At 65.3% G+C, this 17,556-nt stretch carries 19 protein-coding genes; 4 read left to right on the plus strand and 15 right to left on the minus strand.

Annotated features, from left to right (window positions below):
- Positions 1-24 precede the first annotated feature (24 nt).
- Genes ACFYWY_RS00905 through ACFYWY_RS00930 form a run of 6 tightly spaced genes read right to left on the minus strand, consistent with a single transcriptional unit; the run spans position 25 to position 5,938 of the window.
- Positions 25-663, minus strand: a complete 639-nt coding sequence (locus ACFYWY_RS00905; protein ID WP_389177553.1) for a histidine phosphatase family protein — start codon at positions 661-663, stop codon at positions 25-27.
- Positions 664-683: 20 nt separating this feature from the next.
- Complete coding sequence (locus tag ACFYWY_RS00910) at positions 684-1,238, minus strand: FkbM family methyltransferase (protein WP_389177556.1); 555 nt, start codon at positions 1,236-1,238, stop codon at positions 684-686.
- Positions 1,190-2,746, minus strand: coding sequence for a hypothetical protein (locus tag ACFYWY_RS00915; RefSeq protein WP_389177559.1), 1,557 nt, complete (start codon positions 2,744-2,746; stop codon positions 1,190-1,192). The genes ACFYWY_RS00910 and ACFYWY_RS00915 overlap by 49 nt, the downstream gene beginning before the upstream one ends.
- Before the next feature lie 45 nt (positions 2,747-2,791).
- Positions 2,792-3,934: a glycosyltransferase family protein gene (locus ACFYWY_RS00920; RefSeq protein WP_389177562.1), complete on the minus strand. Its 1,143-nt coding sequence runs from the start codon at positions 3,932-3,934 to the stop codon at positions 2,792-2,794.
- A gap of 13 nt (positions 3,935-3,947) precedes the next feature.
- Positions 3,948-5,264, minus strand: a complete 1,317-nt coding sequence (locus tag ACFYWY_RS00925; protein WP_389177570.1) for a N,N-dimethylformamidase beta subunit family domain-containing protein — start codon at positions 5,262-5,264, stop codon at positions 3,948-3,950.
- Positions 5,261-5,938, minus strand: coding sequence for a class I SAM-dependent methyltransferase (locus ACFYWY_RS00930; protein ID WP_389177573.1), 678 nt, complete (start codon positions 5,936-5,938; stop codon positions 5,261-5,263). Before ACFYWY_RS00930 ends, ACFYWY_RS00925 begins: the two co-directional genes overlap by 4 nt.
- Before the next feature lie 647 nt (positions 5,939-6,585).
- Between ACFYWY_RS00930 and ACFYWY_RS00935 the strand changes: the two genes are divergently transcribed.
- Complete coding sequence (locus tag ACFYWY_RS00935; RefSeq protein ID WP_389177576.1) at positions 6,586-7,623, plus strand: AAA family ATPase; 1,038 nt, start codon at positions 6,586-6,588, stop codon at positions 7,621-7,623.
- On the plus strand, positions 7,623-8,174 hold the full coding sequence (locus tag ACFYWY_RS00940) for a guanylate kinase (RefSeq protein WP_389177579.1): 552 nt from the start codon (positions 7,623-7,625) through the stop codon (positions 8,172-8,174). The genes ACFYWY_RS00935 and ACFYWY_RS00940 overlap by 1 nt, the downstream gene beginning before the upstream one ends.
- Before the next feature lie 28 nt (positions 8,175-8,202).
- On the opposite strand, the gene ACFYWY_RS00945 is transcribed toward ACFYWY_RS00940, so the two are convergent.
- From ACFYWY_RS00945 to ACFYWY_RS00965, 5 genes are all read right to left on the minus strand, one after another.
- A complete protein-coding gene (locus tag ACFYWY_RS00945; protein WP_389177582.1) occupies positions 8,203-9,090 on the minus strand; it encodes a DUF1932 domain-containing protein in 888 nt (295 codons plus the stop codon).
- Positions 9,087-9,752 carry an HAD family hydrolase gene (locus ACFYWY_RS00950; RefSeq protein WP_389177585.1) on the minus strand — a complete coding sequence of 222 codons (666 nt, stop codon included), beginning with the start codon at positions 9,750-9,752 and terminating at the stop codon, positions 9,087-9,089. Before ACFYWY_RS00950 ends, ACFYWY_RS00945 begins: the two co-directional genes overlap by 4 nt.
- Before the next feature lie 406 nt (positions 9,753-10,158).
- The gene (locus tag ACFYWY_RS00955; RefSeq protein ID WP_389177588.1) at positions 10,159-10,878 is read right to left on the minus strand and encodes an HAD family hydrolase; all 720 of its coding nucleotides are present in this window, start codon (positions 10,876-10,878) and stop codon (positions 10,159-10,161) included.
- 2 nt (positions 10,879-10,880) lie between these two features.
- Positions 10,881-12,398 carry a helix-turn-helix domain-containing protein gene (locus ACFYWY_RS00960; protein WP_389177591.1) on the minus strand — a complete coding sequence of 506 codons (1,518 nt, stop codon included), beginning with the start codon at positions 12,396-12,398 and terminating at the stop codon, positions 10,881-10,883.
- A gap of 397 nt (positions 12,399-12,795) precedes the next feature.
- On the minus strand, positions 12,796-12,918 hold the full coding sequence (locus ACFYWY_RS00965) for a hypothetical protein (RefSeq protein WP_389177594.1): 123 nt from the start codon (positions 12,916-12,918) through the stop codon (positions 12,796-12,798).
- Positions 12,919-13,156: 238 nt separating this feature from the next.
- Here ACFYWY_RS00965 and ACFYWY_RS00970 point away from each other — a divergent pair, with 238 nt between their 5' ends.
- Complete coding sequence (locus ACFYWY_RS00970; RefSeq protein ID WP_389177596.1) at positions 13,157-13,351, plus strand: hypothetical protein; 195 nt, start codon at positions 13,157-13,159, stop codon at positions 13,349-13,351.
- Between the two features lie 399 nt (positions 13,352-13,750).
- On the opposite strand, the gene ACFYWY_RS00975 is transcribed toward ACFYWY_RS00970, so the two are convergent.
- The 4 genes from ACFYWY_RS00975 to ACFYWY_RS00990 all read right to left on the minus strand — a co-directional run bounded on the left by ACFYWY_RS00975 (position 13,751) and on the right by ACFYWY_RS00990 (position 16,810).
- Complete coding sequence (locus ACFYWY_RS00975; protein WP_389177599.1) at positions 13,751-14,371, minus strand: hypothetical protein; 621 nt, start codon at positions 14,369-14,371, stop codon at positions 13,751-13,753.
- Positions 14,368-15,567, minus strand: a complete 1,200-nt coding sequence (locus ACFYWY_RS00980; protein ID WP_389177602.1) for an MAB_1171c family putative transporter — start codon at positions 15,565-15,567, stop codon at positions 14,368-14,370. The genes ACFYWY_RS00975 and ACFYWY_RS00980 overlap by 4 nt, the downstream gene beginning before the upstream one ends.
- A gap of 5 nt (positions 15,568-15,572) precedes the next feature.
- Positions 15,573-16,103, minus strand: a complete 531-nt coding sequence (locus ACFYWY_RS00985) for a hypothetical protein (RefSeq protein WP_389177604.1) — start codon at positions 16,101-16,103, stop codon at positions 15,573-15,575.
- A gap of 257 nt (positions 16,104-16,360) precedes the next feature.
- Complete coding sequence (locus tag ACFYWY_RS00990) at positions 16,361-16,810, minus strand: helix-turn-helix domain-containing protein (RefSeq protein ID WP_389177607.1); 450 nt, start codon at positions 16,808-16,810, stop codon at positions 16,361-16,363.
- 396 nt (positions 16,811-17,206) lie between these two features.
- Here ACFYWY_RS00990 and ACFYWY_RS00995 point away from each other — a divergent pair, with 396 nt between their 5' ends.
- Positions 17,207-17,554, plus strand: coding sequence for a hypothetical protein (locus ACFYWY_RS00995; RefSeq protein WP_389177610.1), 348 nt, complete (start codon positions 17,207-17,209; stop codon positions 17,552-17,554).
- The last annotated feature ends 2 nt before the right edge of the window (positions 17,555-17,556 follow it).

The raw sequence follows: 17,556 nt of genomic DNA on the forward strand, positions 1-17,556 counted from the left end.
GCCGCACCCGTACCGCCCCCGTCCTCATGGGGCGGTACGGGCCGCGAGGCGACCGGGTAGCTCTGTGGGCGGCACGTTCATCAGCCGGATCCGAGGGGTGCCCTCGTCCACTTCGATCCAGGTGACGCCCGCGGAGCCGGGTACGTACGCGAGGTACCGTTCGAAGCTGTTCTGCGTGAGCCACAGCAGCAGGCAGGCGATCCCCCCTCCGTGGCCGACCAGAACGGTAGTTCGGTACGGACTGGAGGCGACTTCGTCCCACGCGCGTACGTAGCGGGCCTGGACGTCCTCGGATGACTCGCCTTCCGGTGTGCGGAGTTGGTGGATGGGCACACCGTGGCGAGAAGCCTCGATCTGTGCGAACTCCCGTGGCCGGCCCCCGAGATGGCCGCTGTTCTTGGCGGCCAGTCGCTCGTCGACGCGTACGTCAGCCGGGGCGAGCGCGGCAGTCAGCAGCGCGGCGGACTCATGGCAGCGTGACATCGGGCTGACCAGCATCTGGTCCACGGTGATCCTGGCTGCGGCAAGGCTGACAGCGACGTTGCGGACATCGTTGCTCCCTCGCTCACTGAGTCGGCCGCCGACGGTCCGGCCCTGGTGAATGCCCTGGAGGTTTTCCTCGGTCTCACCGTGCTTGATCAAGTAGATGTGCTTCGAGTGCATGGTCGTATCCCTTCCTCGCCTCAGTCCCAGTCGCGTACGTCGACGCACGCGGATACGGCGCCGACGAGCTCGTCGTGGTCGGCTTGCTTCATCGCGGGGAAGCGGTCGTAGTGCCACTCGATGTACAGGACGGAGATGAGACTCAGCGTTCCGTCGGTGAGAAGCTTGTTCAGGACGGGGTACTCGGCGCCCTCGATGTCCATCTTGACGACGACGTGATCATGCGGGGTGACCGTGCGGCGCATCCAGGCACTGAAGTCGGTGGCCGGCACGGCGACGGGCGCGCTGTAGTCGATCTGCTGGTCGTACATTGGCGGCACGCGCTTGCCCGGCATGACGGTGGAGCTCTCGTGGTGGCCGAGAAAGAGGTCGATCGTTCCGTCGTGGGTCCAAACCGCGCTGTGGGAGATCTCGACGCGGGGAGAGTGGGCGGCCCGTGCGACTTCCTGGCGGATGGACGGATGCAGGTCCTTGTTGGGCTCGAAGGCGTAGAAGTCGTGGTCCGGGAGTTCGTCGATGAAGCGGTTCAGCACGATTCCGAGGTTGGTGCCGCAGTCGATGAAGACCTTGCGCATGGAGTACTCCCGTGGTGTGGGTTGGGTGTGAGGATTTCGATCTCCTGCACGGTGTGATCGGTGAGCAGGACGAAGTCACCAGTGCGCGGGCGGTAGCAGCGTTCCTTGTAGCGGATGGTGATGCGGCGGACCGGCTCCTCGCCGCGGTAGGGAGGTAGGTCGCCCCACTGGTAGAGCTGGCCGCCGGGGGCCTTGAGACGGCGCAGTGATCGAGGCAAGGGGCCCTTCGGGGTGCCGGTGTTGAGGTGGGTGAACATCGAGGTCAGGAATGCGATGTGGTCGCGCGCCTGCTCCTCGTCCGCCTGCACCTGGCCGTACGCCTGCTTGAGGGTGCGCAGTTCGTCGCTGTTGCCGTCCGCCTGGACGAGACGATCACGTAGCTGCCGGTCCCATACGATGCCGAGGTGGCCGTGAAGGATGGGCTCCGCGGTGAGGAAGTACCCCAGGACGCGGCCGAACTCGCGCTCGTACGGGCACATGAAGTCGTTGTAGAGACCCAGTTTCGTGCCGGAGACGGTCTCTACCTGCCAATGCATGCGGGCGGTGAAGGGGGAGTCCCACCAGCCCAGGTGCCAGGGCTGCCACAGAAGGTCGGCGGCACTGAGCAGGAGCACCACCAGCGCGACGAAAGCAGCGGGCCAGCCGAACGCCACGTCGTAGCTCGTGTCCGGAAGCAGCGTCACAGTGATCGCCAGGGCGGTGTTGGTGATGATGTTCTCCCAGAAGAGGATCCCTGAGGCGAGCGCGACGGCCATGTTGAAGAGGACGGTCGCCATCAGGACGGCGATCAGGAGCCGGCGGTCGAGGAAGGCGATCAGTCCGGCAGACTCGACGGCCATCGTGAGGAAGTTGACTGGTCGGTCGACGACCTGCGCCCTGCGCAGCAGGCGGGCCATGGTCTCGGCGGGCAGGAACCGTGCCCAGCCCCACGAGTATGCAGAGGCGATGAGGTAGTGGGTACGGTTGTGCCAGGCCCACGACCACGGGCGCGGCCCCAGGCGGACCTTGCTCCAGGCCGGTTTGACGTAGTGAGAGAGCGAGACGCAGCCGAGCACCAGCAGCAACGCTGGCACGGAGATCCGGGGGCCGAGGAGCAGCGTGGCGAGGAACCACGCTAGGTATGCCTTGAGCAGGCGTAGGGGCATCATTGAGTGATGCCTCCAGCCACGCAGTGTGCCGCAGTACACGGCGAGCCATGGAAGCAGGGCAGGCGTCCACAAGCACGAGGCGGCCGCGAGGAGCAGCAGCAGCCGCTTGTCGCGGCGCTGTGGCCCGATGGGCTGGGTCGCGTCGTAGTCACTGGTGGTGCCTTGCCATGTGAGTAGCACGACCACGAAGACGGTGAACCAGCGGAACGGGCCGGGCTCAGGAAGCGGGCGGAACGCGAGGAACACCGCGGGCACCATGGCAGAGATCGCAGCTCGCAGAACCCTTGGCTGCTGTGTGAGGGCTCGTACGGCGGGTGAGACGACGAAGCGGTAGCAGGCGATGACTGCGACTACGGCCACCGCAGTGTCGATAGACGTATTGAGCGGAGCGATCTCCATGACCGCCTACCGGGCGGACGGGGTGAGGAGCCGCCCACTCGCCACGGGCAGACTCTCCATGTAGGAGGCGATCCGCACCCGGGGGTCGGACGTGAGGTGCTGGTCCCGGTGGCGTACGACGTTGTTGCGAAGCTCCCGGCTGCGGTTCAGGAAGTCGAGTATCGCTCCGCGGTCGATACGCGGTGCGGTGGTGCCGAGTTCTGCCTCGTGGACGACCTTGGCGCACCAGTGCTGGTCGTACGTGGGCAGTGGCACCAGATGCACCGGCTTGCCGAGGACGAAGGCTTCGCTGATGAGGTTGAAGCCGGCGTTGGAGAAGACTGCCTCGGATCGCGCCATGTCGGCGATGAATGCCTCGCGGTCGAAGGCACAGATCTCGATCTTTCCGTCGGCGTACTGACGCAGGCTCTCGATCTCGTCGGAGTGCGCGTAGATACGCAGCGCACGCTCGGGAACGTACTGACGGAAGACCTCAGCGAGGGTACGGACGGACTCCTCCGGGCCGTGGTCGAAGTAGCGCGAGAAGTAGGCTGTGGCGACGGGCTCGGTGGTGACCGGCGTGGAGCGGACCAGGTCAGGGACGACTGGAGCGATGAACTCCAGCGTGCCGTCGTCAGCCTCCAGGGGAACGTAGGAGCAGATGAAGGATCGTTGGGCGTGGGGCGTGAAGTAGCGCAGTCGCTGCTCGTCGGCGGTGCGGGCGTATCGGCCGACGGTCGGCAGTTTGAGGTGCCGGTATTTGCTCTGCTGGTCGACGGAGATCAGCGGTTTGCCGAAGTGGTAGGCGAGACGTGGCGTGTTGGGCTCGTAGTCGGTGATGAACACGTCCGGGACACCGGTGCGCTGGATGATCCGGCGCAGGCGCAGGTGTTGGGCGATGCCCGCGGGCGCCTGCCGGATGTTGGCGCGTACGGCGTCGCTGCCATGTATGCGGTCACCGCGGGCAATGAGGGTCGGCATCCACCCGTCCCACGCGGGGAAGCCGAGGTCCCGGAAGTATTCGACACGGGCGGAGCCGTTGGTGACGATCCGCACCTGGTGCCCACGGTCGCGGAGGTACTGGGCAATCACGCTCTGTCTGACGGAGTGCCCCATACCGATGCCATTGACGCCGATGATCACGTTGAGCGGCTGTACGTACTCAGACACGACGATCCTTTCGTCAGGAGAGTCGGGTGATGACGTTGCGGGTGATGGCCTCGACCTGGGGGTCAGTGGCAAGCAGGCGAGGCCAGTCGGTGGTGGCGGCGGTGAAGACCGTGCCCGTGGCCCTGAGGAGGCCGAGGGTGGCCACACGGGGGCTGGAGGTCGCCTCGCGGGCTGCGAAATTCCAGTCGGAAGGCAACTGGGCGGTGCCGAGGATCTCGAAGCCTTCCGGCGTACCGTCCTTGCCAGTCGGGCGGGGGCGGCCCTGCTCGTCGGTCTCGTACGCCGCCCCGTCGCATTCGTAACCGATCAGCGCACCGTCGCTGCCGAGGACGTCGCCGGTCTTCAGCCCGGTCCCCTCGAACACCCAGTGATCAGCATCCGTGATGGTGAAGCCAAGTGGAGCGCGAGGGCCGTCCCAGTGCCCACCGCCGTTGCGGTAGCTCGCGCCGAGCAGGGCGTTCTCGGGGTCTGACTCCCACCAGTGGTCGGGGCAGCCGTGGGAGCTGTCCGGATCGATTCCGACGGGAGCTCCAGGGGGAAACTTTGAGCATTCCAGCCCGACGTCGCGCTCGTCGACCTTCACTCGCCACCAGCAGGTGTTGGCACCGAAGTTGGCGACGTTGCCGCCGGCGTTCCGAAAAGCGGTGACGTGGCGGCGGGTCTGGGCGCTCCAGTACTCGTCATGCCCTGCGGAGACCAGAAGGCGGTATCCGTCGTCAAGGTGCCGGCCTTGGTGAAGGTCCAGGTCTGTGCAGTAGTCGCTCTCGATCCCGTTCTCCTCCATCCAGGAGATGAACCGGGCGTCCCAATGTGCGAACGTCTGCCGCGGCGACGTTAGGTCGTACGGATCTGGCAGTCCCTTGACGGGGCCCCCGACACCGCCCCCGGGGCGGCGCATCGTCACTCGGGAAGCGCTGTAGAGGCTGCCTCCACCTGCTGTGTTGTAGGCGTGGTACGTGGAGACCGGGATCTTGTACAGGACTTTGCGGCCGGAGGGAGCGGAGGGAGTGACGACCAGCAGCATCCTGGCCTCGCGAGAGTCCATGGGCGGTGTGCTGGGACGCGACCCTGTGCTCAGGACCGCGATGTAGACGCCGGACTGCCAGTTGTGAGGCACGTGGAAGTCGTAAGCGGGCCATTGCCAGTCCTGGTCGTACCGCCCGGGGACAGCGGCACGTCCGGGCCACTCAATGCGGGCCATGTGCTGGGGAGTTGATCCCCAGCGGTAGAAGTCGACGCGGAAGCGGGCGGCTGAAGTGGCGATGTGCAGTCTGATCACTTCGCCGGCGCGGACGCTGGGCCGGGCAGGGTAGCCGTTGATGCTGCTCATGAGCGTTCACTGGGCCGCGCCACGCCGCCGAAGTGATACTGGTCGACCAGCTCGACGTGAGCTTCCCATCCCAGCGCGTTCAGTCGCTTGGTGAGCCCATCAGCGTCGTGGAGGACCTTGACCGTCAGATGCTGAGACCCGTCGGAGAGCCTGCGGCGCACAGTCGGCACGTCGGTCTCGGCCACCGTCTCCTCGATCTCCGCTTTCGCGTGGGAGTCGTCGAGGAAGACCACGCAACCGCCCGGCTTCAGTGCTTGTCGCAGAGTGGCCCAGAAGGCTGCCAGACTCGCTGGCGGGACGTGGCTGAGCCAGAAGGCGAAGAAGACGGTGTCGTACTGGCGGTCCGGAACCCAGCTGAAGATGTCCGCGTCGATGAAGCGAGTCGTCGTGCCCTGCAGTCGACGGCGGGCAACGTTCAGCATCTCCGGCGCGGCATCCAGCGCAGTCAGGCTGCAAGCGCGGTTGTAGAGCAGCCGGGTCCACTGGCCCGTACCGCACGCCAACTCTAGGACGTCGCCGCTGATGGGCAGTTTGTCGAGAACCTTCGCGAGCTGGGGCATGTGCATCCGGTCGGCATACGCCGTGTCGTACTCGTCGGCCCGTGCCCGGTAGTAGGCGATCTGGCGCTCCGACCAGTCGGCTGCCTCCTGCTGCCACTCTCTGATGCCGTGCATGCTGACCCCTTCGTTTACATGGCGGTGCCGTTGCGCTGACCGCCCGCGTGGGCAGTCAGCGTGATCGGGATTTGGAGATGTACGCCTTCGACAGGCCTCCTGTGGCATGCCGACGGATTAACTCGGTGCAGCCGTTGAGCAGGCCGTAGCCGCAGGATGGGCGGAGACGGGTGTCTGCCCTACCCAGTCGCCTTCGCCGCTCGCCGCCATGGCGCGGCCTGCTTCACTGCTGCGGACACGGAATGGGGGCTATCTCCTCGCGGCGTCCACGATCTGTCCATGCCTGCCGAACCAGCCACCGCAAGCTCGGCGGCGAGCCTCAACATTGCCTGGCGCTGCAAGAACTCGCACACAACGCGGGTGATATCACGGCGGTGATCCTCGGAGGCTGGGGAGAACACCCGGTGCTGCAGCGGCACCAGTCGCTGAGGCCTTGAGGCCCGCACGGTCATCAACTCCTTCATGAACCGGTAGCCGCTAGTAATTGCTAGTTGCACTCAGGCTTCGAATGACAAGACCAATGACACCGGGATGCCGGCCGTCTGCGTATCACTGCGAGCTAGCGAAGCTGCTCATCGACGGACGACGTGACTTTTCAACATCTGCTTACACACGACCTCGCACGGGGCAGACTTAGGGTCCCGATCATGACGAGCGATGGGCAGGCAGAAGGGGCCGTGGGGAAGAGCCGTGTCGGTTGGCGCCCGGACAAGCTCCGCGAGGTGCGCGAGGCACACGGGCTGACGCTCGAGCGTGCCGGTGAGCGGTTGCGCGAAGTGGCAGAGAGGGCTGGCATCATCGTGCCAGCCGCGAACTTTCAAACTCTTTGGCAACACGAGCAGGGTGAGGTCTACCCCGGGCCGCACTACCGGCGCGCGTACTGCCTCCTGTACCGAGCAACGGAACCCGAGCTCGGCTTCCGCAACCCCCTGCCGGACGAGGCCACGCACCTGAAGCTCACGTCATCTAGCGAGCCTCGCAATGGCGCACACGTGCTCGCCGTCGAGCGTGCTCTTGCCCGGATCACGCCCGGCGCGGAGGCTGCTGACGAGCACGGGGTGCAGCAGCGAATCATCGACGCATGGAAGCGGCGCCATACTGGCGGGGATCCCCATCGGCCGACGCTGCTCATTGTCGGCGGCTACGCAGGCAGCGGGAAGTCTGAGTTCGCCCGCTTCATCTCACAGCTCACGGGGTGGCCCGTGCTCGACAAGGACTCCATCACGCGTCCCCTCGTGGAGCGGCTCCTTGTCGAGATGGGCAACGATCCGAATGACCGGCACTCCGAGCTCTACCGTGAGCGGGTGCGGCCGCTGGAGTATCAGTGTCTGCTGGAGACCGCGTACGCGAACGTCGACTGCTCCATCAGCACGGTGGTGACCGCACCGTTCGTCTCGGAAGTGATGGATGTCCGCTGGATGCGACGGTTGATCAATCGGTGTGAGGCGCGGGGGGTGAGCGTCGCTACCGTCTGGATTCAGTGCGATCTCGAGACGATGCACGAGTACATCAGCTTCCGCTCCGCGGCCCGCGACAGCTGGAAGCTTCAGCACTGGGACGAATACGCCAGGACCATCGATCCTGAACTCCGGCCGATCATGCCCCACATGGTGGTGGACAACCGCTTGGGCGCTGCCATATCGCTCACTGATCAAGTGCGTCAGGTCTTTGGGACGGTGTTCTGATGAGCCAGGGAATTCTGCTCTATGGGCCGCCAGCTGCCGGCAAGGACACAGTGACGGCTGCTCTCACCCAACTCGGCGCGCGCTACGTACCATTCAGCCGCCTGAAGGTCGGCAGCGGCAAAACCACGGGCTACAGGATGGGCACACACGAACAGCTGGCCGAGCTGGAGGCACGCGGCGACGTCATCTATCGCAACGATCGATACGGCAACACCTACGTCGTCGATCGGCCAGGCCTTGGCTTGGCGATGGCGGGCGGGCAAATTCCAATCCTGCACCTCGGCCAGGTCTCGGGGATCGAGGCCGTCACCGCGAACTACCCGGCAGGGTGGTCTACCGTCCTTCTGTGGTGCTCCCGGGAGGCCACAGCTCGACGCTCGACGGGCCGAGGCGACCACGATACGGAAGCTCGGCTTGCCGCCTGGGATGCGACTGAGCAGGATCTCGCCGACTGCGGCCAGGTGACGTGGCACTTGCGTGTAGATACCGAACTCCGCTCACCAGAGGACGCGGCGGCGCAGATTGATCGCTTGGTGCTCGCGTCAGCGTGACAAGCTGCAGCCGTCTCAGACGGTACGGCTACTCTTCCACCCGGTTCCCTACGCGGCTGTCATCCCCATCAACCTCTCCCGCTCGCAACCGTTCCAGAGCCTGCGCGACTGTGAGCGGTGTGTCGCGGACATCGTCCCAGCGGTGAAGCACGTCGGCGGTCGCGCGCATGAAGAGATCGGGCAGGCCCGATTCGGCGAGCAGGTCCGCGGCGTCTTCCAGTTCGGGGCCCCATCGCCAGGCTCGGGCGGCTGTTTTGGGGATGTAGTCGGTTTCCGTCAGATAGCTGCCGCCACGCTTTGCGGCGATCTGGAGGAGTTCGTCAGCGACGCCATTCGCATCTGCGAGTCCGTATGCCACTGCAGCCAAGACACGGGACGCCTTTTGGTAGCTGGAGTACGCGAGCTTCAGAGCGGAGGCTTGACCGATCTCGTCGCCCAAGGGGTGGGCGCGCACATCGGTGCCAGCAAAGAGCTGCTCGACCAGCGCAACGTGCTCGCGAGGGCCAGAGAGGTACAACGTAGGCCGCTTGCCCCCGACGGGAGGTGAGCCCACGACGCAGCCGTCGACGACAGAGGAGCCTGAAAGACATGCGGCAATGCGCTGGACCTTCTGCGGAGTGATCGCATTCGCCTCGACATACGTCCCCCCTGGGAAACCGTGGGCGGCGACTTGCGCGGCGACGCCCTCGGCGGCCGCCGGCGGACACAAGGACAGCAGCACGTTGACGCGGTCGAGGAGCTCCGCAAGGTCGTCAACAGGCTCCATGCCGGCGTGCTCGGCACGCTGCCGTGAGGTCACACTGCGACCGATCGGGCACCACAACACGGTGGTGCCCTGGGATCGCAACTGGGCGGCGAAGGCCGACCCCATACTTCCGGGATGAAGCAGCCCAACCGTCGGACCATGCGGCTTCATGCCGTGCTCTTCACGTGGTCGCTGGTAAGCAGTAGCTCCACGGCGGTGCGGGCATCGGGCACGGCGTGATCGGGTGGCGCGAGATGGCCGGGCCAGGGGCGGCCTCGGCCGATCCAGATGGTGCGCAGCCCCGCCCGCTTGCCTCCGCAGATGTCGGTTTCGGGGTTGTCGCCCACCATCCATCCTCCGTTGGAGAGCAGGGCGCCGCAGGCCGCGGCCGCCTCTTCAAAAGCCCTGGTCTCGGGTTTGCGGGCACCAGCCGCCTCTGAGATGCAGACTCCGTGAACGCGTTCCACGAGGCCAGCGGCATGGAGTTTGGCGGTCTGGATATCGGTGGCGCCGTTGGTGGCAATGCCGACCAGCCAGCCGGCGGCCCGCAAGCTGTCCAGCCTGACGAGGAGGTCGTCGGTGCACGAGACGGCCGCCGAGATGTCGGAGCAATAGTCGCTCCACAATGACGCTGCCGAGGGCGCGAGACCGAAGCGGGTTCGGATCTCTTCGAAGGTGCAGGGGGAGGTTCGCTCCCGGACCAAGTCGAACACTTGTGAGCGCCCGTGGTCGCCGAGCTGGTAGCGCGTGGCGAAGAGGGTGGCCCACGCTGCGACGGTGCCACTCCTGTCGACCAGGGTGTCGTCAAGATCGAAGAGCACGAGGCGCTGCATAGATCGAAACCCTAACTGGAGCGGGCGGCATGCGGGTCAAGCGGATGGCTGACAGGAGATTGCTTTCCTACTCGCCTTGATTGCCCCATTCCTCCCGGAGAGTGCGCCTCCAGACTTGGCGCTCGTAGTCTGCTTGGGCTCTGCGTCGGCGGTGCGCTTCCGCCGCTACTGAGATGGCCGTGGTGGTGGCGACCACGCTGGCGAAGGCAGTCCAGACGCCGAAAAGGGAACTCATCAGCAGCGCCCCGCCGCCGAATACCAGCAGCCCGATGGCAATGGCCTCAGGTTCATTTCCTCGGCTCGGCATCACCGAGAGCAGGCTCGGGGCCCTTGGTGAGCCCTGGCTGACTGGCAGTGGTTTGGTAGACCCGTCAACATACTGCACTCCAATCAGAGTCAGCAGGTGCTAGGACGTGACCGATGCAATAGCCCTCATCAACTGCGGGGTGTCTTCTAGGCTTTCAAGGACCACATCGGCCCCTGCGTCCTCGAGTTCGGTCGCCGTGGTCTTGCCGGAGGCAACGCCGATGACAGGGGCGCCGCCCTCGAGTCCTGTCCGGACGTCTTCAAGGGAGTCTCCAATGATCACGGTGTTGGAGCGGGTGAAGGCCGTGCCGTACTTGGCCTGGGCCCGCCGCTGCGCGACCTCAACCAGCGCGGGTCGGTGGTCGTCGTCGGAAGCGAAGCCGCCGATCTCGATGTCTACGAATCGGTCGAGGCTGAAGGCTTCGAGTTTCAAGATGGCGTTGGGTTTGAGGTTTCCGGTGACCACGGTCGGCAACAGACGTGGATGATCACGCACGCAGCTGAGTGCAGCGACTGCGCCCTGCATGAGAACGCCTTCGCGTCGCAGGTCTGCTGTGTGGCCGCCTAGTCGCTTCGGCAGCAACTCCACCATCTGCGGCAACAGTTCTGGCACATCCTCTTCCGGCACGCCGTTGTTCAGAAGCAGGCCGCGGATCGCGAGCGGCATCGTCACCCCTGTCCCGCGGGCCGGTAGGCGCTCCGCCGGGCGGCCGACGACTTCGGCGAAGGTTTCCCGGTAGACCTGACGGTCGATATCACCGACGTACAGCAGCGTCCGATCAATGTCCCACAGCACAAGGACCCGCTGGGCTTCGGTCACGTTCAGCTCCTCATCCGCGTCACAACGGCGGCCCGTTCAAGCAGCTCACGAGCGTATGGGGTGTGGCTGATCGGAGTGAGCTCGTTGGTCATGGCGTCGACATGCTCGGTAAGTCGGGCGGACTGGAGCCGTTCGGCCAGGTCCATTGCTTCGTGCCCGGTGGCACACCCCGCTTCTGCATCGCCTCCGCGGATCTGGGCTGTAGCCGCACGAGAGAGAATCAGGGCTCTGGTTCGAAGATCGCTTGGATTGAGCGCGTCGCGGGCTCGGATGAGACTGTCAATGGCCCCCTGCGGGTTTCCGAGATCGAGGTGACAGCTGCCGGCCTGCCCGTGGATCTCTCCCTCATTGATCCAGTACAGCCAACTCGGGTCGTTCTCCGATCGCCCTCGAGCGCACAGTTCGGCCGCTTGGCCAAGCGCCCTGAGCGCCGCCTTCTGTTCTCCGAGTTTCGCGTGGCCACGAGCCTGTCGGGTGAGCAGCATGGCCTCCAAGGACGGGGCGGTGACTTCTTTGACTCGCTCGCGGGCTGCTCGCGCTGCGGATACGGCGTCTCGTGGGCGCCCTGTCGAGTAGCCGTGGATGGCGATGTAGGACAAGGCGCCGGCGCCCAGTCGCACGTCACCAGACGCTTTGGCGGCGCGCAGCGCGGCGAGGAGGTACGCCTGGGCCAAGTCATGCTGTCCAGAGTCGAAGGCGAACCAGCCCGTTTGTGTGGCTGTATCAGCGACGATGGCTGCGAGCTTTCGACCGGTTGCCTCGCTGTAGGAGGCCCGTTTGAGGATGCGTTTCAGGAGTTCGAGATGAGCGTCTCCCATGTCGGTCAGCGTGCCGCTTCCGGAGCTGGCATCCATGATCCGCAGGTGATCCGTGGTGCCTTGCAGTTTATCCAGTAGATCGTCGGAGATTCGGCTGCCCTTTCCGGCCCGCTGGAGGGGCTCGGCTTCCTCCACGCCCCAGTGATGCACGTACGCGGTCAGTGCGATGCCGCTCGCAGTGATGAACTTTCGACGGTCCACCGACCCACCTCCTACCGCGCCGTTCAGTGCGGCCACCATACGACTGGCAGTCCATGGGAGGGCTGGGTCCAGGTCGTCAGTGAGGAGGTTGCGTGGCTGATGTTCGGTCGCCGGTGTAGCCCGCCTCGGAAGCGGGAGGGGTACGAGATCAGCGGGTGTGTCGAGACCCGTCAGGAACTCGATGATCTTGTCAATGTTGGTGAGTCTGCGCGCCCCGGATTCGAGCATCGACAGGAAGGCCTGACTCAGGCCCGTGAGTTGAGCCAAGTCGTCTTGCCGTAGCGATCCGCGTTGCCGAATCAGGCGGCTGACCTTGCCGAAGTCCCAGGTGGCGAGCGCCCCGCGGACTTCGGCGTCCTGCCAGACCCGCTCCGGTATGCGCGGGGCGTTGACTACCGCAGGTCGCCTGGAGCGGGCGCATCCTGCGCACCATTCGTCAGGGTTGTACTGGCTTAAGAGGCAGCCGCATTGAGAACAGTGTCGCGCCGCCTGCTGAGCCACCTCTTGCCTCTCCTCTGAGCGAGAGCGTGCGGGCTCAACGGCCCCTGCCTGACATCGGGATCACCTCAGTGATATCACCCGCCGAATGTGTGCAAGGGCGGTTTGTCGAACAGTCTTGTGGCCAGCCAGCCCGGATCGCGGAGTCGTGTGGTGTCGACCGGGCCCCAGCGTGACGATGCATCGAGATGTTCAGGAGACTGAGGTGCTTGCTCCTTCTGGTCAGCTTGCGGCCTGCGCATCCGGCGGCCCAATCGTTCCTGGGTGCCGTCATTCACGCCACTCGGCTACGAGATGACGGGGTTCTCTCGGTTGTCCCCTCTCACCGGAGCCTTCGTTGCCTTCCTCTACCCAGACCGAACTGCCTTGGAAAATCCAGCTTGTGGAGCATCCGCTTCCCTCACCACTGCTCAGCAGTCCCATTGATGTGGTTCAGACGGGGGTACGCATCGGCCTGCGGGCGCTCGAAGGTATGCGCGAGCAGCAGCATCCGGTGAGTCCGGTTCTTTGCTGCTTGTCTCACATGCTCCTCCATATCCCGGTGGAACCAGGCTCCGAGCATCGCTGGCATGTCCCACAAACACTCTGCCGACCCGGCACGTTGGCCTGTTCGGCCACCGAGTTCGAGTCTGCTCGTCATGCGTGCCACCGCATCTGGCTGATTCCCCATGAGGTCGTACACCCCCACACTGGCAGCACCAAGCTTGGTCTCGGCATCGCGCTCGCACGTTCGACGCCCGACCGCGGATGGGGTGTTCCCCGTGGCCGTTAGCATCTCCGCCGTAGTGCTGCTGGCCGTCATCGTCTTCCTACTCATCCGGAAGGGCGGGCTGAAAGCCGGGCACGCGATCGTCTGCGTACTGCTGGGCTTTTACCTGGCCAGTTCCTCGATCGCGCCGACGATCTCCGAAGCCACGACGAGCTTGGCTCGGATGATCGGCGGGATCAAATTCTAGACCGGGCCGCCAGGTACGAGGACGGGCACGAATCCCGAGCTGGCGCGACCCGTCAACGCCGAGCAGCATCTTCTGGACGAGGCCGTGCAGACCGGTGTGTAACTGCCACTCGCAGCGGGACTCGAATGGTGGACACCTCGCCCGGCAGCTCCAATTCGACACTGGCCGCAGCGAGGGCCACGTGCAGCCGGATGGCTGGGATCCACGGGCAACGCTGTAGCGGATCGCACCACTGCGGTGGCAACGTCCGGAGAGTGAAGGTCGGCTTGCCCCGCGCACGGCGGCATCAGGAGATCCAGTTGGCTGGCGTCGATCTCAACGTCGTCAGGAAACTCTTCCCAGAGGTCCCACCAGCCCGCCTCCAGCGCCTCCGGGCGCCGACCCTTCGTGGGCCGTGGTTCAGCGGAGCAGGGTGAAGACGACCGCAGAGATGGCGCCCAAGGCTGTGCCGCAGCAGAGCTGGGCGAGAGTGTGGGCCTTGAGGACCCGGCGGGACCAGCCGACAGCCAGCACGATCAGGATCGCGGGCAGTACCGCTTGGCCGAAGACCAGCAGCAGGATCATGACGGTGCCGCCCGCGACGGCGTTGTGAGCGGAGATCTGCCACCAGACGGTCACCGCGAGGGTGGAGGCGAGGCCCACGAGCATGGCGACGACGAGCGCGGAGACCTCGCTGGGTGCGTCGAGGACGTACAGCAGCACGATGCCGACGACGACGGACACCAGGCTGGTGGCGAGTGGCGCTATGCGCTGCTTGCGCACGCGGACGTGCTTGTCGGTCAGGCGGCCACGCCTTACACCGAGCCGCACGATGGTGATGGGGATGATGCCGCAGAACAGCGCGCCGACGAGTCCCCAGGCGACCCCGGTGAAGTTGCTGGTGCTGTGCCACCCGACGAGGAGCAGGAGTGCTATCACCAGGTTGGCGGGCGCGAGCACGTCAGTGATCAGCTTCGCTGCCTTCACCTTCGTGGAGGCTTCGGAGTACTTGGGCGGGGCGGGGGGCGTGAACGTGCTCATGGCTGCGTCTCCAGCGTACGGGTGCGATCCGTCGCTTCGGCGAAGGAGCGGGTGAGGTCGGAGTGGTAGGCGGCGGACAGTTGGCTGAGGGCGCTGATCTCGCTGGCAAGATTGCGGCCGCCGCCGGCGGGCCGGTGGTGCTTGTTGGTGGGGTCCTCGCCGCGTAGCCGGGAGCGGCGGGCCACCTCCAGCCAGCAGGCTTCGACGGCGGTGTCGGCTTGGGTGCCGATGAGTCCGCTTGCGACCACGTGCGACTGGGCCTGCGCCCGGATCTCCGCGGGGGCATGGTCGCTGAGTACGAGAGCGGCATCGCGGATCTCGATGGTGCGGCGGTAGAGGCGACCATGGGCGTTGCGGGGGTCGAGCCGTTCCACGGTTCGGCTGCGGGGCGGATCGAGTCTTACGGAGGGGACCGCGTCGGTGAGCCGGTGCCACAGCGGGTAGAGCCGGAGCAGGTTTCGGCGGTCCGCGGACCAGCTGCGGATCTTGGTCAACGCCGGGAGAGTGCTGCCGGTCAGGATGAGCAGTACAGCGACGACGAGGAAGAGCGTGCTTGTGGTGTGGTCGAGGCTCTCGCCAAGGATTGTGTGGCCGAAGTAGCGCGTAACGAGGTTCGCGATGCGGTGCAGGGCGTATGCGACGCCACTGGCCATGCCGACGCCGATGAGCCTGAGGCCCCAACCGAGGGAGCCGTTGGCGGAGTCGCGCCCCCAGCGCCAGCACACGCGCATGGCGCCGAACAGGGCGGTGGTGAGGTAGGCGACGAAGATGATGCCGTACGCGAGGATGGTGCCGTGCTGTGCGTAGTCGGTCAGAAGGTCTTCGGCCTCGTACGGCTGCGAAGTCGCGGCGAATAGAGCCGTCATGGCAGTTGCAGTCGTGATCGGCAGGGCCACGCGAAAGCCAGCTCGCCAAGAGCCCGAGTCATTGCTGCCCGAAACGTTCCGTAGGAAGGCCAGCAGGGCAGCGGCGCCGAACACACCACCGCTGATGTGCTTGAGCAGAAACGAAAGATCTACGACACCGATACTGCGGTCCAGATCCTGTCCGAGGGGCAATCGGAGGGTCATGGTGACGCTGACCCCGAAGAAGGCCCACCACAGGGTGCGATCCTTACCCTGACGCCAGACTTTCGGGGCGCGCCAGGCCGTTATGGCCCAGAGCAGGATGGCGACGGAACCTTCAAGAGTGGTCATGGGGCTCATTCGGAGCGGAGTGCCACGTCGATGCGGTGCAGCTCAGCGGGACGGGCAGGGGCAGCCGGGAGTTCAGCCAGCTTGGCGATGCGGGTGGCGAGCTGTTCCGCCTCGCGCTCCTGCGGGGTATCGAAGTTGGCTCTCGCCAGCACACTGCGGACCGTCTGCGGGGCGATGCCAGTGAACAGCGCAGAAGGCACCGAAGGCGTCACATCGTTGACCGACGAATGCCCGAGCAGCATGTGGCTGATCTCGTGCAACACGATGTGGTCCCGGTGAAGCGGTGATGTTGATGCCTCATAGAATATGCAGTCGCTGTTCTCCAGCTCGATCCACAGGCCGCACAGCTCGTCGTTACTTCCCGAAATGCCCTCGACCGCTTCGAGACGTAGCGGTCGCCCCCGATGGGCAGCGACGTTGTCGCAGAAAGCTTGAATGCTGAACGGGGAAGGGATTTCGATCTCGGTCAGAAGATCTTGGGGATCTCGGCGCTTGCGCTGCGGCAGGCGTGACCGGAGCCGTCGGCGAAGACGCAAGGCAACTCCTGGGCGGTGCTAAGTGCCGATCATGGAATCACCATCTTCGGCTGTCGTGCAGTCGTCAGCACAATATGTGAATTGCATACGCAATGTTGCCGCGGGGTCATCGGGCTGTTGGCGGACACTCACTGGCGGCCGGAGCGTGGCTACGGAGCGTGCATCGTCAATCAGGCATCAGGTGCACAGGGGGTGAATCGCCCTGTGGGCAACCAAGGAATTTTTATCGATCCTTAACCGGCTGGAGCCGGCTTGGGTCAAGGTTGCTCTTCTCGGGCGCGGTCGCCTGAGTTGAGGCCCTCTAGGTCGCGTGCTCGCTCGATGAAGCTCTGGATGGTCTGCAGCGTCTCGGGTGACAGGCCGCTTGCGCGCATGGCAACCGATCGCACCTGGTTGTCGCGCATCGAGGAGAGCATCGACAACTCGGCGTCGATCCGCCTGGACGACTCCTCGTCGAAGAAGTACGACGGTGAGACGCCGAAGAAGCCGGCCAGGGCTTCGAGGTGCTTCATGGTCGGGTTGTCTCGCTTGCCGGTCCGCAGTTGCCAGATGTAGCTGGAGGACATGGGCGGGCCGCCTTGCTCGCGGATGCCGGCCTCCACCTCCTTGTAGGAGTACGGGCCCCGGTCTCTGGGGTGAATCGTGAGGAAGAGGTGATCGACCTTCTCCGCGAGGGAGCGCTTCACCTCATGTGCCCCGTCGCCCATGGGGGGTCGCCCTTCCGTCCGGTGCGGGTGACGCTGGTGCACCACGCGAATCTCATCAACTGGTGTAGACGATACATGCCTCTGCAGGCTCATTCCATCTTCACCAGTTGACATGATCCATCCTCATCAGTCTATGGTCGTCCCGTCGCCGTCAACTGATGAAAACGCGACCCGGAGGGGCTCGCTAGGAGTGACCGAGGGGAGTGCGGTTCGCCGCGCAGGGCGACACCTGATCCGCAGAACGGATTGCGGAGGAATGCGCCGGTGTCTGGGGCTGGAACCCCAGACACCGGGCCGCGGCCCTCTGCGGGACGCGGATCCATAACTGGAGCGGGTCGGCTGGCCTTTTCGACGAGAACGGCCGCCCCGCCCCACCTACGAGTGAGGGATTTTCGCATGCCTACGCCCCAGAGCGAAAGGGCGGTCAGCGCCCAGTATGACGAGTCTGCAGACATCCGTCGGCAGCGTATGGCCCGCCTCCTCGCAGACATGGTGCCGGGAGCCATCGTCATACGCATCTCACAACGGGAGCCCAGCCAGACCTGGCCAAGCCCGTATGCCCGCGCCTACGACGAGCACGGTCGCCGCATGGAGATCAACCGCGCGCAGGGCTTGATCGCCGCGCGCTGGATCATCCGCTCCTATCCCGGGGTGAGCTGGGACGAAGCCCACGACCTTGACCTGACCACGGGCGTCCTGAAGCCCGCCGCCCAGGCGTACGCCGCTGCGGGCGGGGTGCGCTGACC

It is taken from the genome of Streptomyces sp. NPDC002870 (assembly GCF_042888505.1).
Lineage (GTDB): Bacteria > Actinomycetota > Actinomycetes > Streptomycetales > Streptomycetaceae > Streptomyces.

Coding starts and splice junctions, on each gene's coding strand:
- ACFYWY_RS00905 (WP_389177553.1), bottom strand. CDS start 663: ATGCACTCGAAGCACATCTACTTGATCAAGCACGGTGAGACCGAGGAA.
- ACFYWY_RS00910 (WP_389177556.1), bottom strand. CDS start 1,238: ATGCGCAAGGTCTTCATCGACTGCGGCACCAACCTCGGAATCGTGCTG.
- ACFYWY_RS00925 (WP_389177570.1), bottom strand. CDS start 5,264: ATGAGCAGCATCAACGGCTACCCTGCCCGGCCCAGCGTCCGCGCCGGC.
- ACFYWY_RS00930 (WP_389177573.1), bottom strand. CDS start 5,938: ATGCACGGCATCAGAGAGTGGCAGCAGGAGGCAGCCGACTGGTCGGAG.
- ACFYWY_RS00935 (WP_389177576.1), top strand. CDS start 6,586: ATGACGAGCGATGGGCAGGCAGAAGGGGCCGTGGGGAAGAGCCGTGTC.
- ACFYWY_RS00940 (WP_389177579.1), top strand. CDS start 7,623: ATGAGCCAGGGAATTCTGCTCTATGGGCCGCCAGCTGCCGGCAAGGAC.
- ACFYWY_RS00945 (WP_389177582.1), bottom strand. CDS start 9,090: ATGAAGCCGCATGGTCCGACGGTTGGGCTGCTTCATCCCGGAAGTATG.
- ACFYWY_RS00950 (WP_389177585.1), bottom strand. CDS start 9,752: ATGCAGCGCCTCGTGCTCTTCGATCTTGACGACACCCTGGTCGACAGG.
- ACFYWY_RS00975 (WP_389177599.1), bottom strand. CDS start 14,371: ATGAGCACGTTCACGCCCCCCGCCCCGCCCAAGTACTCCGAAGCCTCC.
- ACFYWY_RS00980 (WP_389177602.1), bottom strand. CDS start 15,567: ATGACCACTCTTGAAGGTTCCGTCGCCATCCTGCTCTGGGCCATAACG.
- ACFYWY_RS00990 (WP_389177607.1), bottom strand. CDS start 16,810: ATGGGCGACGGGGCACATGAGGTGAAGCGCTCCCTCGCGGAGAAGGTC.
- ACFYWY_RS00995 (WP_389177610.1), top strand. CDS start 17,207: ATGCCTACGCCCCAGAGCGAAAGGGCGGTCAGCGCCCAGTATGACGAG.